At 67.6% G+C, this 15,802-nt stretch carries 13 protein-coding genes; 6 read left to right on the top strand and 7 right to left on the bottom strand.

Annotation, left to right across the window (positions count from 1 at the left end; all coding sequences use genetic code 11):
- Positions 1-73: 73 nt before the first annotated feature.
- A complete protein-coding gene (gene argS, locus BLS50_RS09945) occupies positions 74-1,855 on the bottom strand; it encodes an arginine--tRNA ligase (RefSeq protein ID WP_006477662.1) in 1,782 nt (593 codons plus the stop codon).
- Positions 1,856-2,055: 200 nt separating this feature from the next.
- Here argS and BLS50_RS09950 point away from each other — a divergent pair, with 200 nt between their 5' ends.
- Positions 2,056-2,379 carry a DUF1840 domain-containing protein gene (locus BLS50_RS09950; protein WP_006489103.1) on the top strand — a complete coding sequence of 108 codons (324 nt, stop codon included), beginning with the start codon at positions 2,056-2,058 and terminating at the stop codon, positions 2,377-2,379.
- Between the two features lie 314 nt (positions 2,380-2,693).
- Here the strand turns inward: BLS50_RS09950 and BLS50_RS09955 are convergent, their stop codons facing one another.
- From BLS50_RS09955 to BLS50_RS09985, 6 genes are all read right to left on the bottom strand, one after another.
- Positions 2,694-3,281, bottom strand: coding sequence for a hypothetical protein (locus BLS50_RS09955; RefSeq protein ID WP_074802135.1), 588 nt, complete (start codon positions 3,279-3,281; stop codon positions 2,694-2,696).
- Positions 3,282-3,468: 187 nt separating this feature from the next.
- Positions 3,469-6,198 (bottom strand): methionine synthase, encoded by a 2,730-nt coding sequence (metH, locus tag BLS50_RS09960; protein ID WP_412668061.1) that lies wholly within the window; start codon positions 6,196-6,198, stop codon positions 3,469-3,471.
- A 29-nt stretch (positions 6,199-6,227) separates the two neighbouring features.
- Positions 6,228-7,295, bottom strand: coding sequence for a homocysteine S-methyltransferase family protein (locus BLS50_RS09965; RefSeq protein WP_054928089.1), 1,068 nt, complete (start codon positions 7,293-7,295; stop codon positions 6,228-6,230).
- Between the two features lie 202 nt (positions 7,296-7,497).
- On the bottom strand, positions 7,498-7,755 hold the full coding sequence (locus BLS50_RS09970) for a BTH_I0359 family protein (protein WP_006477667.1): 258 nt from the start codon (positions 7,753-7,755) through the stop codon (positions 7,498-7,500).
- 253 nt (positions 7,756-8,008) lie between these two features.
- On the bottom strand, positions 8,009-9,265 hold the full coding sequence (locus tag BLS50_RS09980) for a DUF3108 domain-containing protein (RefSeq protein ID WP_074802136.1): 1,257 nt from the start codon (positions 9,263-9,265) through the stop codon (positions 8,009-8,011).
- A 114-nt stretch (positions 9,266-9,379) separates the two neighbouring features.
- Positions 9,380-10,246 (bottom strand): IclR family transcriptional regulator, encoded by an 867-nt coding sequence (locus tag BLS50_RS09985; protein ID WP_011546324.1) that lies wholly within the window; start codon positions 10,244-10,246, stop codon positions 9,380-9,382.
- Positions 10,247-10,375: 129 nt separating this feature from the next.
- Here BLS50_RS09985 and BLS50_RS09990 point away from each other — a divergent pair, with 129 nt between their 5' ends.
- From BLS50_RS09990 to BLS50_RS10010, 5 genes are all read left to right on the top strand, one after another.
- Positions 10,376-11,368 (top strand): fumarylacetoacetate hydrolase family protein, encoded by a 993-nt coding sequence (locus BLS50_RS09990; protein ID WP_027812546.1) that lies wholly within the window; start codon positions 10,376-10,378, stop codon positions 11,366-11,368.
- Positions 11,369-11,498: 130 nt separating this feature from the next.
- Entirely contained in the window at positions 11,499-12,326 is an 828-nt protein-coding gene (locus BLS50_RS09995) for an enoyl-CoA hydratase/isomerase family protein (RefSeq protein ID WP_074802137.1), read from the top strand.
- A gap of 81 nt (positions 12,327-12,407) precedes the next feature.
- Positions 12,408-13,145, top strand: a complete 738-nt coding sequence (locus tag BLS50_RS10000; protein ID WP_074802138.1) for a PhaM family polyhydroxyalkanoate granule multifunctional regulatory protein — start codon at positions 12,408-12,410, stop codon at positions 13,143-13,145.
- A gap of 24 nt (positions 13,146-13,169) precedes the next feature.
- The gene (locus BLS50_RS10005; RefSeq protein ID WP_074802139.1) at positions 13,170-14,396 is read left to right on the top strand and encodes a patatin-like phospholipase family protein; all 1,227 of its coding nucleotides are present in this window, start codon (positions 13,170-13,172) and stop codon (positions 14,394-14,396) included.
- A 465-nt stretch (positions 14,397-14,861) separates the two neighbouring features.
- Positions 14,862-15,740 carry a ferritin family protein gene (locus BLS50_RS10010; RefSeq protein WP_011353352.1) on the top strand — a complete coding sequence of 293 codons (879 nt, stop codon included), beginning with the start codon at positions 14,862-14,864 and terminating at the stop codon, positions 15,738-15,740.
- The last annotated feature ends 62 nt before the right edge of the window (positions 15,741-15,802 follow it).

The raw sequence follows: 15,802 nt of genomic DNA on the forward strand, positions 1-15,802 counted from the left end.
CCGGCGACGGGCAACCTGACGACGGCCGCTGCCGCAGCCATTCGCGGCCCGGTTCGGGGCCGCGCTGACATCCTTACATCTTGGCGGGCGCGGATACGCCGAGCACCGCCAGGCCGTTCTCGAGCACCTGCCGGGTCGCGGCGAGCAGCGCGGCGCGCGCATTGCGCGGCGCCTCGTCGTCGACCAGCACGCGCTCCGCATTGTAGAACGAGTGGAATTCGCCAGCGAGATCGCGCAGGTAGAACGCGACCGCGTGCGGCGCCAGCTCGTTCGCCGCGTGCGTGAGCATGTCCGGATACTCGGCCAGCTTCTGCATCAGCGACGCCGCTTGCGCGCTCGTCAGCTGCGACAGGTCGGCGCCCGGCAGTTGCGCGACGTCGACGTTGTAGCGCGACTTCAGTTCGTTGAGCACCGAGCAGATCCGCGCATGCGCGTACTGGACGTAATAGACCGGGTTTTCGTCGTTCTGTTTCAGCGCGAGGTCGATGTCGAACACGAACTCGGTATCGGCCTTGCGCGAGATCAGGAAGAAACGCACCGCGTCGCGGCCGCGCGTGATGGTGGCCTCGTCGATCAGGTCGGGTGCCGCTTCCTGGCCCGCGGCCGCGCCGCCCGACCATTCGATCAGGTCGCGCACCGTCACGTAGCTGCCCGCGCGCTTCGAGATCTTCACTTCCTGGCCGTCGCGCATCACGGTGACCATCTTGTGCAGCACGTAGTCGGGATAGCCCTTCGGGATCCCGATATGCAGCCCCTGCAGGCCGGCGCGCACGCGCGCGATCGTGCCGTGGTGGTCCGAACCCTGGATATTGATCACCTTCGTGAAGCCGCGCTCCCACTTCGTCACGTGGTACGCGACGTCCGGCACGAAGTACGTGTACGTGCCGTCCGACTTGCGCATCACGCGATCCTTGTCGTCGCCTTCGTCGGTCGTGCGCAGCCACAGCGCGCCGTCCTGCTCGTAGGTCATGCCGGCCTTGACCAGCGCGTCGACCGTCTTCTCGACGCGGCCTTCGCTGTACAGCGACGACTCGAGGTAGTACTGGTCGAACTTCACGCCGAACGCCTGCAGATCCATGTCCTGCTCGCGACGCAGGTAGGTGACCGCGAACTTGCGGATCGCGTCGAGATCCTCGACGTCGCCCGTGCCCTTGACCGGCTCGCCGTCGGATGCGGCGACCGTTTCGCCGTTCAGGTAGTCGCGCGCGATGTCGGCGATGTACTCGCCGTTGTACGCGGCTTCCGGCCAGCCCGCGTCGCCCGGCTTCAGGCCGCGCGCGCGCGCCTGCGTCGAGATCGCCAGGTTGCCGATCTGCACGCCCGCGTCGTTGTAGTAGAACTCGCGGTGCACCGCGTAGCCCTGGCTCGCGATCACGTTCGCGAGCACGTCGCCGAGCGCGGCCTGACGGCCGTGACCGACGTGCAGCGGGCCGGTCGGGTTGGCCGACACGAATTCCAGCAACACTTGCTTGCCTTTCTCGCGATCCGACGTGCCGAACGCGCGGCCCTGCTCGAACACGGCGGCGATTACCGCCTGTTTCGCGGCGGCCGACAGGCGCAGGTTGATGAAGCCGGGGCCGGCGATCTCGGCGGCTTCGACGAGGCCTTGCGCGGCCGGCTGCGCGGTGAGGGCGGCGACGATCTGCTCGGCGAGCTGGCGCGGATTCGTGCCGAGCGGCTTCGCGAGCTGCATCGCGACGTTGCACGCGACGTCGCCGTGCGCGGCGACCTTCGGGCGCTCCAGCGTGATGGCCGGGGCGACGAACGCTGCGTCGGCGCCTTTCAGCGCGTGTGCGACCTGCTTGACGCTATCCGCGAGCAGGGCTTCGAGGGTCTGTTTGTGTGCTGGCAGCATGCTGGTAGAAGGCTTCGTTGGTGGCGGCCGGAAACGCCGGCCCGCCGGCACGCTTTTTAAGCGCGCGTTTCAGGGATCGCAGAATTTTAACAGGTGCTAATATGCCGCTCAGGCGGCCCGCGTCCGCGAGGCCGGACGCCGGTCTGCCGGCGTTCCCCAACCGCGCCGCGCAGGCACAACAAGATGAAAAGGGAATTGTCATGATTACGTTCAAGAGCAAGGCGGCACAGGATCTCGACGTGCTGAAGGATTTCGCCGTGTATGTGCTGGGTCTCGTCGGCAAGCAACTGGGCGAGCGCGGTGTGATCACGCACGACGAACTGGACCACGCGATCGCCAAGCTGGAAGGCGCGGTCGCGCAGGCGAAGCAGGAGCGCGCCGAGCACGCCGGCCATTTCCACGAGGACGAAGCCGACCACGCGCACCACGAAGTGCCGCCGAGCCTGGCGCAGCGCGTCGCGCCGTTCCTGACGATGCTGCGCGAAGCGAAGGCCGGCCAGGCCGACGTGCACTGGGGCTTCTGAGCTTCCTTCTTCCTTGCTTGGCAGATCGAAAGGTTCGCCAGACAGGAAAAAGCCCGCTTTCGAGCGGGCCTTTTCTTTTGTCTGATGAAAATTTATCTCGAGCGGATGGCGTGCGCGAAATCGGGGCGGTAGCGCGGCGCCTGCCTTGACCGAAGGATGAAATCCCTTATAATTCAACGCAAGACTATGTGAAAGCGGGTGCGAAAACATGGCGCCGCCCGGGCAACCGGGTCCCACCTGGAGTGGGTATTTCGTCGAACGACGGAAAGAGAATCCCGCATGCGACGGCTGCCGAAAGGCGGCCGTTGGTTTTTTTACGCCCGGATCTTGCGGCCTTCGAGGCTTGCTCGCAGCAACGTGCGCAGCGCGACTTTCCGGGCTTCCCGCTGGCGCCGGTTCAGGCCGCCATCCAGCATGTAGGCCGACTGTACGCGCAGGATGAGCCGGCGTTTCCTGATCCGGTCCTTCGAAACCTCGAAGAACACCGCATACACGCGTTGCGTGCCGTCCGATACGACCGCTTCCACCGTCACAAAATTGGGTTGCCGTTCATCCGCGACGACGATCCGGCGCGTCGCCAGCCCGACGATCACGCCGCGCAGCAGCTCCCGTGACGCGCGGTACCGATCTGCGCAGAGCACGCGTGTTTCGCGGCCGTCGTCGTAGATCTCGTCATCCGGAATGGTGTCGCGGGTGCGTCCGTCCCATTTGAGGCTGCGTGTGAAGCAGTGACAGGAGAACAGCACCAGAACCGTCACGTCGAAGCCGGTTTCCAGATCGCAGGTGAATGCCAGCGGACGTAGATGGCTCAGATCCCAGCGCTCGTCGCGGTAGATCGTCGGCGGGAACGGGCTCGCGCTGTCCGCTGGCGTTTCGGTGATCCGGATCTCGAAGGTCGACATGGCGGGAAGGATTGACGGAGAAGGGCGCGTCATCTCGCCCGCACGTGTTGGCCTGAAAGCTCAGCGTTGCAGGACTTCGATCTCGATTATTGAGATTAGTTGTCCTGATAAATCAAGCCGTTGTGCGACGCGCCCCTGGAACGGGGCGCGTGGCGATGGAAGCGGCGGGTCGCCGCAGTCGACGCGGTTACAGTTGCGGCGCGAGCGCGCGGCGCGCGTCGTCCAGCGACAGCGCCATGCGTTGCGCGTAGTCCTCGAGCTGATCCTGCCCGATTTTGCCGACCGAGAAGTAGCGGCTGTCCGGGTGCGCGAGATAGAAACCCGACACGCTCGCCGCCGGCAGCATCGCGAGCGAATCCGTCACGCTCATGCCGATCTCGTCTGCGTGCAGCACGTCGAACATGTCGCGCTTCACGAGGTGGTCGGGGCAAGCCGGATAGCCGGGCGCCGGGCGGATGCCCGCGTACTTCTCGGCGATCAGCGCGTCGTTGTCGAGCGTCTCGCCGCTCGCATAGCCCCACAGTTCGCGCCGCACGCGCGCGTGCATCGCTTCGGCGAACGCTTCCGCGAAACGGTCGGCGAGCGCCTTCAGCATGATCGCGCTGTAGTCGTCGTGGTCGGCTTCGAACTGTTTTTCCTTCACGTCGACGCCGAGGCCGGCCGTCACCGCGAACATCCCGATGTAGTCGGCCACCCCCGACTCCTTCGGCGCGATGAAGTCGGCGAGCGAACGGTTCGGCCGCATCACGCCGTCGACCACCGGGCGCACGCTCTGCTGGCGCAGGTTGCGCCACGTGAGCAGCACTTCCGAGCGTGACTCGTCGCTGTAGATCTCGATGTCGTCGTCGTTGACCGTATTGGCCGGCAGCAGCGCGATCACGCCGTTCGCGGTCAGCCAGCGGCCCTGGATCAGGCGCGCGAGCATCGACTTCGCGTCGGAGAACACGCGCCGCGCCGATTCGCCGACGATCTCGTCGTTCAGGATCGCCGGGTACGGGCCCGCGAGATCCCAGGTCTGGAAGAACGGGCCCCAGTCGATGTAGTTCGCGAGCTCGTTCAGGTCGTAATTCTTGAACACGCGGCGGCCGATGAACTTCGGCTTCACCGGCTGGTAGCCGGCCCAGTCGATCCTGGTCTTGTTCGCGCGTGCTTCGGTGAGCGTGACCATCGGCTGCGCCTTGCGGTTCGCGTGCTGGTCGCGAATCCGTTCGTAGTCGGACTTCAGCTCGTCGAGATACTTTGCCGCGCCTTCGTCGGACAGCAGGTTCGACGCGACCGACACCGAGCGCGACGCATCGGGCACGTAGACGACCGGGCCTTCGTAGTGCGGCGCGATCTTCACGGCCGTGTGCACGCGCGACGTCGTGGCGCCGCCGATCAGCAGCGGAATCTTCTTCACGCGGAAGTAGTCGTCGCGCTGCATTTCGGACGCGACGTACGCCATTTCCTCGAGGCTCGGCGTGATGAGGCCCGACAGCCCGATGATGTCCGCGCCTTCGACCTTCGCCTTCGCGAGGATCTCGTTGCACGGGACCATCACGCCCATGTTGACCACTTCGAAGTTGTTGCACTGGAGCACGACCGACACGATGTTCTTGCCGATGTCGTGCACGTCGCCCTTGACGGTCGCGATGACGATCTTGCCCTTCGCGCGCACGTCGCCGCCCGCTTCCGCGAGCAGGCGCTTTTCTTCCTCGATGAACGGGATCAGGTGCGCGACCGCCTGCTTCATCACGCGCGCTGACTTCACCACCTGCGGCAGAAACATCTTGCCCTGGCCGAACAGGTCGCCGACGATGTTCATCCCGTCCATCAGCGGCCCTTCGATCACGTTGATCGGACGGCCGCCGGCCGCGGCGATCTTCGCGCGCACTTCCTCGGTATCCTCGACGATGAAGGTCGTGATGCCGTGCACGAGCGCATGCGAGAGCCGCTTCTCGACCGGCTGGTTGCGCCACTCGAGGTTCTCTTCCTTCTTCGCGCCGCCTGCCTTGAACTTGTCGGCGATCTCCAGCAGGCGATCGGTGGAGTCGTCGCGGCGGTTCAGGATCACGTCCTCGACGCGCTCGCGCAGTTCGGGGTCGAGATCGGCGTACACGCCGAGCTGGCCCGCGTTCACGATGCCCATGTCCATCCCGGCCTGGATCGCGTGATACAGGAACACGGTGTGGATCGCCTCGCGCACCGGGTCGTTGCCGCGGAACGAGAACGACACGTTCGACACGCCGCCGCTCACCTTCGCGTGCGGCAGGTTCTGCTTGATCCAGCGGGTCGCCTCGATGAAGTCGACCGCGTAGTTGTTGTGCTCCTCGATGCCGGTCGCGACCGCGAAGATGTTCGGGTCGAAGATGATGTCTTCCGGCGGGAAGCCGACTTCGTTCACGAGGAAGTCGTACGAGCGCTTGCAGATCTCGGTCTTGCGCGCGTAGGTATCGGCCTGGCCGGTTTCGTCGAACGCCATCACGACCGCGGCCGCGCCGTAGCGGCGGATCAGGTTCGCGTGGTGACGGAACGCGTCCTCGCCTTCCTTCAGCGAGATCGAGTTCACGATCGCCTTGCCCTGCACGCACTTGAGGCCGGCTTCGATCACCTCCCACTTCGACGAGTCGATCATGATCGGCACGCGCGCGATGTCCGGCTCCGATGCGATCAGGTTCAGGAAGCGCACCATCGCCGCCTTCGAATCGAGCATCGCCTCGTCCATGTTGATGTCGATCACCTGCGCGCCGTTCTCGACCTGCTGGCGCGCGACGGCGAGCGCCTCGTCGAACTGGCCGTTGAGGATCATCCGTGCGAACGCCTTCGAGCCGGTGACGTTGGTGCGTTCGCCGACGTTGATGAAGAGCGTCCCGGGCGTGACGTTGAACGGCTCGAGGCCGGCAAGGCGCATCATGTGATCGGTCATGGCGGTGCGAATTCTTTTGATGAAGGACGTGGGGCGGTCGGTCAGGCGTTGTCGCTGTACTGGTTCGGCCAGCGGCGCGGCTTCACGTCGGCGAGCGCCTTCGCGATCTCGGCGATGTGCTCGGGCGTCGTGCCGCAGCAGCCGCCCGCGAGGTTCACGAGCCCGGCCTGCGCGAATTCCTTCAGCAGGCCCGACGTGACGTCGGGGGTTTCGTCGAAACCGGTGTCGCTCATCGGGTTCGGCAGGCCCGCGTTCGGGTAGCACGACACGTAGGTGTCGCACAGCTTCGCGAGCTCGGCGATGTACGGGCGCATCAGCGCCGCGCCGAGCGCGCAGTTCAGGCCGAACGTGAGCGGCTTCGCGTGACGCAGCGAATTCCAGAACGCCTCGACGGTCTGGCCCGACAGAATGCGGCCCGACGCATCGGTGACGGTGCCCGAGATCATGATCGGCAGGCGCTCGCCGGTGTCCTCGAACAGCTCGTCGAGCGCGAACAGCGCGGCCTTGGCGTTCAGCGTGTCGAAGATCGTCTCGACGAGGAACAGGTCGACGCCGCCGTCAAGCAGCGCCTTCGCCTGCTGGTAGTACGACGTGCGCAGCTCGTCGAACGTGACGTTGCGCGCGCCCGGATCGTTGACGTCCGGCGAGATGCTGGCCGTTTTCGGCGTCGGCCCGATCGCGCCCGCGACGAAGCGCGGCTTGGTCCGAGTCGCGTATTTCGCGGCCGATTCGCGTGCGAGCTTCGCCGATGCCACGTTCATCTCGACGACGAGATCTTCCATCCCGTAGTCGGCCTGCGCGACGGTCGTCGCGCCGAACGTGTTGGTCTCGACGATGTCGGCGCCGGCCGCGAAGTACTGGTCGTGGATCTCGCGGATGATCTGCGGCTGCGTGAGCGACAGCAGCTCGTTGTTGCCCTTGATGTCGCGCGGAAAATCCTTGAAGCGCTCGCCGCGATACGCGGCCTCGTCGAGCTTGTAGCGCTGGATCATCGTGCCCATCGCGCCGTCGAGGATCAGGATGCGCGATTTCAGCAGCGCGGGCAGGGCGGCGCCGCGCGTGTAGCGCGCGTCGAGCGGGACGGAAGCGGCGAGAGGAGTCGCAGACATGGGCGGAAGACCGGCGAAGACGGAAAACCGTCATTGTAGCCGGTGCGTCAAGGGGGCGCGGGCCCTCGCCGTGCCGGCCTGGCGGCCCGCCAAATGAAAGCCCCCGCCGGCGAGCCGGACGGGGGCAGGATCGGAGTGCGCGCGGCGCCGCGTCGATGCGCGGCGAAATGGCCCGGCCGCGTGACGCGCCGGGCTGCGCTCGTCAGTGGAGCACGACGGGCATCATCATCAGGCTGTCGAATTGTCCGAGGAATTCGTCGACTTCGTCGAGCGACGGTTCATCCTCGATCAGCTGCTTCACGTGTGCGCGGAATCGTTCGGCAAGTTCGCCGTCGATGAAGATTTCGCGCTGCGCGTTCTTGTCGACGATTTCGTATCCGCCGGCATTCATCAGGTGATGGCCGGCCTGCGGCGCAAATTCGACGACGCAGTAGTTGGGGCTGTTGTAGATCATTTGCATGGCGGCACTCCTCTTCGCAGTGGCATCTGGCCTTGTTGTCCCCTAGGTGGGGCAAGCCTTGCCGGTTTCAAGGGGCTTGCGCTGCACACCCCGTTCTCCCGTTGCGTGGGGTGTATCGGTTAGAAGCCGATGTCTATCAAACGTTTCTCATTGTGAGCCGGTGGACTGAAATAGTTGTTAAAGAGTGTCATCGGCCATTTCCGGGAAATCTGTAATCGGTCGAAATTGCCGATCGGCGCGGATTCACGCGCGTTCACTGTGTGACAGTCGACGAGGCCGGTGGTTGCAGCGGCGCGGGCGGTGCCGCTTGCGCCGGTTCCGCTGGCGGCGCAGGCGATGCATCGGGTGTCGGCGCGGCGGCAGGCGCGTTCGTTGCGCCGCCGGGCGGCGCGGTATCGGCAGACACGCTCGGTGCGGCGAGGCGGCCGTGCCACAGCAGCTCGATCTGCGCCCCGTTCGGCTCGCTCTGCACGAGTCGCGCGGGCAGCCAGCCGAGCGACGGCGCGAGCCACATGTCGATGCGGCGCGTGTCGCCGTCGCGGCGCGGCAGCCGCATGAAGTGCCGCGCCGCGATGATGCCGGCCTGCGTCTGCACCTGCTCGTCGCCGATCACGGTGATCGGCCAGGTCTCGCCGCTGTTGTTGTCGATCACGAAGAACTGCTGCGTGACGCCCGGCTTGTAGGCGGCGGGATTGCCGCGCACGAGCCCCGACAACTGCATCAGCATGCTGAAGCGGTCCTGCACGCCGTCGGGCAGCGGCGCGTTGTTCGGCGTGCGCGTGAACACCACCTGACGGATCTCGCGGTTGAAGATCGCGATGTCTTCCGGCCGCTTGCCGCGCTTCTCGACGTAACGGTCGGGCGCGACGCCGAACGCATCGATGCGGCCTTCGCTGCGATAGGTGAACGGGCCCACGAACGGCACGGGCATCGACACCGACAGGTCGTAGGTGTGCCCGTCGGTGCGCCAGTGGATCGTGCCGATCATGTTCTGCATGCCGTTGTAGAACGTGTCGTACTGCAGGTCGCCGGACGGCGGCGCGGCGAACTTCACGCCGCTCGTCGCGGGGCCGGGTGTCGCGGCGCTGGCGCCCGCGGCCGACGCGGCGTGCGCGGCCGAGGCGCCCGACGCCTCCGGTGTGCCGCTCGCAGCGGACGCGGCCGCCGCCGGCGGTTCGCGGTGCTCGGCCGTCTGCGTCGACGTGAGGACCGGCTCCTGCGGCGGCGCGGGTTTCGGCGGGGCGGCCTTGGGCGCGGCCGGTGCGGCCGGACGTTCGACCGGCTTCGGCGCCGGCGGGGCCGGCTGGCGCTCGATCGGCTGCGGTTTCAGCAACTCGATCTGCACGGGGATGTCGGCGGGCGGCGGCGGCGTGAACGATTCGCGGTTGCGCATCAGCCAGAACCCGGCGAGCGCATGCAGCACCAGCACGGCGACGAGCGCGACGCCCACGCGCAGCCAGCGGCGGGGCTGGGCGTGACTCGGGCGAAGGTCGGCAGGCTGCATGGGCATCGGAACAGGATCGGGGCGCGTGGGTGACGTCGGGCGCGCGGCGCGCGCCACAGGAATCGGACCGTCGGATGCGCTGCGCGTTCGCGATGCGTGACGTGGCGTGAACCGGACGCGTCAGGCGTCGCGTGCGTCGGGACTATAGCCGAGTTCGTAAGACAGTTTCTGCGCGCAGGCGCGCAGCGCGGTGTCGATCTCGCCGCCCCACGCGATGTCGAACGAGCCTTCCTGGCCGAGCGCGACGATCGCGAGCGCGAGTTCGCCGACCGCGTCGAACACCGGCATGCAGAACGCGTGGATCGTCGGCAGCAGCATCCCCTCGACGCGCGCGGCCTGGTGCCGGCGCACGTCGGCGAGCACCGCATCGACTTCGTCGAGCGTGCGCGGGCCGCCGTGGTGCGGCGAGCGGCGCGTATCGGCGAGTTCGCGCTCCAGCATCGCGGCGGTCTTGCTGCGCGGCAGGTACGCGGCGAACAGCAGGCCCGTCGCGGAACCGAGCAGCGGCATCACGTCGCCGAGCTTCAGCGACGCCTTCGCCGGATGGCTCGACTCCATCCAGTGCACGATCGTCGGCCCCTGGTTGCCCCACACCGCGATTCCGACCGTCTGGTCGAGACGGTCGCGGAATTCGGTCAGCGCGATCCGTGCGAGCTTCACGCCGTCGACGCGCGCGAGCCGCGCGAGGCCCATCTGCAGCGCGAAGCCGCCGAGCTCGTAGCGGCCCGAGACGGGGTCCTGCGACACGACGCCGAGCCGCGAGAAGCTGACCAGGTAGCGATGCGCCTTCGCCGGGCTCATGCCCGCGCGCTGCGCGAGATCGCGCAGCATCATCGCGCGCGGCTCGCTCGTCAGCACGTCGAGCAGGCGGAAGCCGACCTCGATCGACTGGATGCCGGAACGGACCTTCTCGCCGTGTTCGCCGGAAGCAGCGTCGTCGGTATCGGAGTCGGCGAGATCGTCGTCGGGAAGCGGGCTGGCGGGCATGGGCAACGGGTGCGCGAAAATGCGACAGGAAACGGGGCGAAAACGGCGTGCGCGATCGTGGCGCGCCGCATGGATTCACCATCGTAAAATAGATTCCCTCCATCGTCACTACAACGGCAGATCCTCCCTATGAAACTTGCTTCGCTGAAGGACGGCACGCGCGACGGCCAGCTGATCGTCGTGTCGCGCGACCTGCACACCGCGGCGATTGCCGATGCGATCGCGCCGACGCTGCAGCGCGTCCTCGACGACTGGGCGTTCTACGCGCCGCAACTGCGCGACCTGTACGACGCGCTGAACCACGGCCGCGCGCGCAATGCGTTCGCGTTCGATCCGGCCAACTGCATGGCGCCGCTGCCGCGCGCGTTCCAGTGGGCCGACGGCTCCGCGTACGTGAACCACGTCGAGCTCGTGCGCCGTGCGCGCGGCGCCGAGATGCCGCCCGAGTTCTGGACCGATCCGCTGATGTACCAGGGCGGCAGCGACGATTTCCTGGGGCCGCGCGACGACGTCGTGTGCCCGTCCGAGGAATGGGGCATCGATTTCGAGGCGGAAGTCGCGGTGATCACCGGCGACGTGCCGATGAGCGCGACGCCCGACGACGCGCTGAAGGCCGTGCGGCTCGTCACGCTCGTGAACGATGTGTCGCTGCGCAACCTGATTCCGGCCGAACTCGCAAAGGGCTTCGGCTTCTTCCAGAGCAAGCCGGCCACCGCGTTCGCACCGGTCGCCGTCACGCCCGACGAGCTGGGCGACGAATGGCGCGAAGGCCGCGTGCACCGCCCGATGATCGTCCACTGGAACGGCAAGAAGGTCGGCCAGCCCGATGCGGGCACCGACATGGTGTTCCACTTCGGCCAGTTGATCGCGCACGCGGCGAAGACGCGCAACCTGCGTGCCGGCTCGATCGTCGGCTCGGGCACGGTGTCGAACAAGGACGCGAAGCGCGGCTACTGCTGCATCGCCGAGAAGCGCTGCCTCGAGACGATCGAGCACGGCGCGCCGCAGACCGAATTCATGCGCTACGGCGATACGGTGCGCATCGAGATGTTCGACGCGGCCGGCAAATCGATCTTCGGCGCGATCGAGCAGTCGGTCGCCCCGCCCGACGGCGCGGCATAAGCGGCGCGGTACGCAACGCGCCGGCGACACCCGGCTTCGGCCCGCGCGCCGGGTTTCGCCCGATGTTTGACCGCGCGGGCTTGGCTACACTCGATTCAAGCGTTCGAGCGCCTCGAACAAGGAGCAGCAGATGGCCGATCTTGCCGCGTACGGCGGTTACGAAGCACTGAAGGTGACGCGCCGCGACCATGGCGTGCTCGACATCGTGATGAGCGGCGAGGGCGCGAACCGCAGCGGCCTCGCGACCGCGAACGCGCGCATGCATCGCGAGCTCGCCGACATCTGGCGCGACGTCGATCGCGATCCCGACACGCGCGTCGCGGTGATCCGCGGCGAAGGCAAGGGCTTTTCGGCGGGCGGCGATCTCGCGCTCGTCGAGGACATGGCGAACGATTTCGACGTGCGCGCCCGCGTGTGGCGCGAGGCGCGCGACCTCGTCTACAACGTGATCAACTGCAGCAAGCCGATCGTGTCGGCGATGCACGGCCCGGCCGTCGGCGCGGGGCTCGTCGCCGGGCTGCTCGCCGACATCTCGATCGCCGCGAAGGATGCGCGCATCATCGACGGCCACACGCGGCTCGGCGTCGCGGCCGGCGACCACGCGGCGATCGTGTGGCCGCTCCTGTGCGGGATGGCGAAGGCGAAGTACTACCTGATGCTGTGCGAGCCGGTGAGCGGCGAGGAGGCCGAGCGGATCGGGCTGGTCTCGCTCGCGGTCGAGCCGGCCGACCTGCTGCCGAAGGCATACGAAGTGGCCGAGCGGCTCGCGCACGGTTCGCAGTCGGCGATCCGCTGGACCAAGTACGCGCTGAACAACTGGCTGCGCATGGCCGGCCCGACCTTCGATACGTCGCTCGCGCTCGAATTCATGGGTTTTTCGGGGCCCGACGTGCAGGAAGGCATCCGTTCGCTGCGCGAGCGGCGCCCGCCCGCGTTCCCCGGCGACGCGCCGTTCTGACGTGCGCGCTATGATCGAACCACGCGCGGCTGCGCGACGCACGGCGGCCGCCTCGCTCCCCCAGTCAACCAGGATGCCCGTATGACGACCGATGCCTCCGGCGCCAACCCTTTCGCCGGCTTTGCCGGGTTCCAGCCCGCCGACATGATGGACCGGATGTGGGACATGATGCGGATGTCGCCGTTCGGCGGGATGGCGCCGTTTCCGGGCGCCACGCACGGGCTGCCGCCGTCGCTGTCGAGCATGTCCGACATGATGTCGCCGCTCACGAACGTCGAGGAGCTCGACAAGCGGATCACCGACCTGCGCGCGGTCGAGCAATGGCTGAAGCTCAATCTCGGGATGCTGCAGTCCGCGATCCAGGCGCTCGAGGTGCAGCGCGCGACGCTCGCGACGCTGCGCGCATTCGGCGCGTTCGCGCAAAGCTCGATGTCGGCGGCCGAGGAAGCGGCCGTGGCCGCCGCGCAGGCCGCGAAACCCACGTCGGCGGGCGAGGCCGCACCCGATGCCGCGGCGTCCGCGGCGGATGCGCCGGCGGGCGACCCCGCGCAGCAGTTCGACCCGGCCGGCTGGTGGAACCTGCTGCAGACGCAATTCAATCAGCTCGCGAGCCTCGCGATGGCGCAGCCGGGCATGCAGCCTGCCGCGCCGGGCGCCGCGCCGCCGGAGGCCGCCACCGCGCCGGAGCCCGCCGCGAAATCCGCCGCGGCCGCACCGCGCAAGCCCGCCGCGAAGCGTGCGAAGCCGTCCGGTTCGGCCGCGGAGCGCGCGGCGGCCGCTTCGTCGCCCGAAACGCGTCCGCCGAAGCGCTCGACGTGATGCGGCGCAGGTAGCAGGTCGATCATGCGACTCGCGCTCGTTCTGATGGGAGGCGGCGCGCGCGCCGCATACCAGGTCGGCGTGCTGAAGGCGCTGGCCGAGATCGCGCGCGAGGCCGATCCGCAGCGGCACACGCTGCCGTTTGCGGTCGTGTGCGGTTCGTCGGCCGGCGCGATCAACGCGACGTCGGTCGCAAGCCACGCGGACGACTTTTCCCATGGCGTGCGGCGCCTGCTCGAATTCTGGGAGCCGTTGCGTGCCGATTACGTGTATCGCACCGACTGGCTCGGCATCGCGGCCGCCGGCGCGCGCTGGCTCGCGACGATGACGTTCGGCTGGGCGGCGCGCCGCTCGCCGCGCGGGCTGCTCGACAACACGCCGCTCGCGCACCTGCTGCAGCGCGAGCTGAGTTTCCACCGGATCGAGCAGATGCTCGAGGCGCGCCTGCTGCACGCGCTCGCGATCACCGCGCTCAGCTATTCGAGCGGCCGGCACCTCACGTTCTACCAGGCGGCCGAGCCGATCCAGGCGTGGCGGCGCGCGCAGCGCACCGCGCGGCTCGTCGACCTGTCGGCGTCGCACCTGCTCGCGTCGTCGGCCATTCCGTTCGTGTTCCCCGCCGTGCCGCTCGTGCTCGACGGGCAGATCGAGTACTTCGGCGACGGCTCGATCCGGCAGATCGCACCGCTGTCGCCGGCGATCCACTTCGGCGCGGACCGGATCGTCGTGGTCGGTGCAGCCGATCCGCGGCCCGAGATTCCGGCCGCGAACGGCGCGGGACGGGCTCGTGGCTACCCGAGCCTCGCGCAGATCGGCCAGCAGGTGCTCGCGAGCGTGTTCCTCGACTCGATCGGCTCGGACATCGAACGGATCGAGCACATCAACCGGATGATCGAGCACCTGCCGCACCAGGTGGAGCTCGACAGCGGCTGGCGGCACGTCGACGTGCTCGCGATCGCGCCGTCCGAGCGTATCGAGCTGATTGCCGCGAAGCACCTGAAGCAGATGCCGGCGACGATGCGCGGACTGCTCGGCGCGATCGGCGGCAGCCAGCCGGCCGGCGCGTCGTTCGCGAGCTACCTGCTGTTCGAGGAGGCCTTCACGCGCGAACTGATCGAGCTCGGCTACCGCGACGGCCGGGCGCAGCGCGAGACGCTCGCCGGCTGGATCGCTCAGGCGGACGGTAGCAGCGCATCGGCGGCCGGCACGCCGCCGGAAGGCGGCCTCGCGGCCGGTGAAATACGGGTCTGACACACGCAGGCGCAATGTAAGGTTACGTTTTCGCGACGGTCGGGCGCGACCGATCGCCGCACCGCGGTTGGCGGCGCGCGACCGAGCAGGCGTCTCGGAACCGTCATGCACGCGTGCTATCATGGCCGCCGCCGTATACACCATATCGAGCAGCCCGCCGATCCGGCATCCGCACGGGACCTTTCGGGGAACCCGCCTGGGGCAGGGGACGGGCGCGCCAACGAGCCGGCCAGCGCCGGCCCCCACTCAGGCAAGCGCGACCGGCCTCCGTCGGAACGGAGCGGGTTGCGGCATGCCCAACGGCGGCAACGCGGCCGCCTGGCTGCCGGACGAGGAATCAGCGTCCGGCGGCCGGTTTCCCGCGTAAAATTAGAGTCTTGGCCGCAAAAAGCGCGCGCGGCGCGCTGGCGCGGCAACAGTCACGTTTAGAGAAGTCGCATTGCGCAGAACAGGGGTGGGACCATCATGAACACCATGCTTTATCCGGAACTTTACAGGTCGCTCGAAGCTGTCCGCTGGGACATGGAGAAGGACATTCCGTGGGACAAGTTCGACGCTTCGCTGCTCACCGACGAGCAGGCGAAGACGATCAAGATGAACGCGATCACCGAATGGTCGGCGCTGCCCGCGACGGAAATGTTCCTGCGCGACAACCAGCACGACAGCGACTTTTCCGCGTTCATGAGCGTGTGGTTCTTCGAGGAGCAGAAGCATTCGCTCGTGCTGATGGAATACCTGCGCCGCTTCAAGCCGGAGATGGTGCCGACCGAAGAGGAACTGCACGCGGTGCGCTTCCAGTTCGACCCGGCGCCGCCGCTCGAGACGCTGATGCTGCACTTCTGCGGCGAGATCCGTTTGAACCACTGGTACCGCTGCGCGGCCGACTGGCACACCGAGCCCGTCATCAAGCAGATCTACGAAACGATTTCGCGCGATGAAGCGCGTCACGGCGGCGCGTACCTGCGCTACATGAAGAAAGCGCTGAACAACTGCGGCGACGTCGCGCGTGCCGCCTTCGCGAAGATCGGCGTGCTGATGGCGTCGGCGCGTCGCACCGAGAAGCCGCTGCACCCGACCAACCTGCACGTGAACCAGGCGCTGTTCCCGCGCGACACCGTGCAGTCGCGCCTGCCCGATCCGGAATGGCTCGAGCGCTGGCTTGACGAGCAGATCCGTTTCGACGGCGAATGGGAGAAGAAGGTCGTCGAGCGGATTCTGCACAACCTGTCGATCCTGTTCGAGCGCACGTTCGCGACCGCGCAGGAACTGAACCGCTACCGCAAGGAAGTCACCGGCCGCCTGCAGGCCGAAAGCGGCCCGTCGTCGGCCGCGCAGCCGGCCTGAGGCCGGCCAGGGGCCGCCGTCGGCGCGAGTCGTGTCCGGTTCGCGCCCGGCTCGCGGCACCG

It is taken from the genome of Burkholderia orbicola (assembly GCF_900100915.1).
GTDB lineage: Bacteria > Pseudomonadota > Gammaproteobacteria > Burkholderiales > Burkholderiaceae > Burkholderia > Burkholderia orbicola.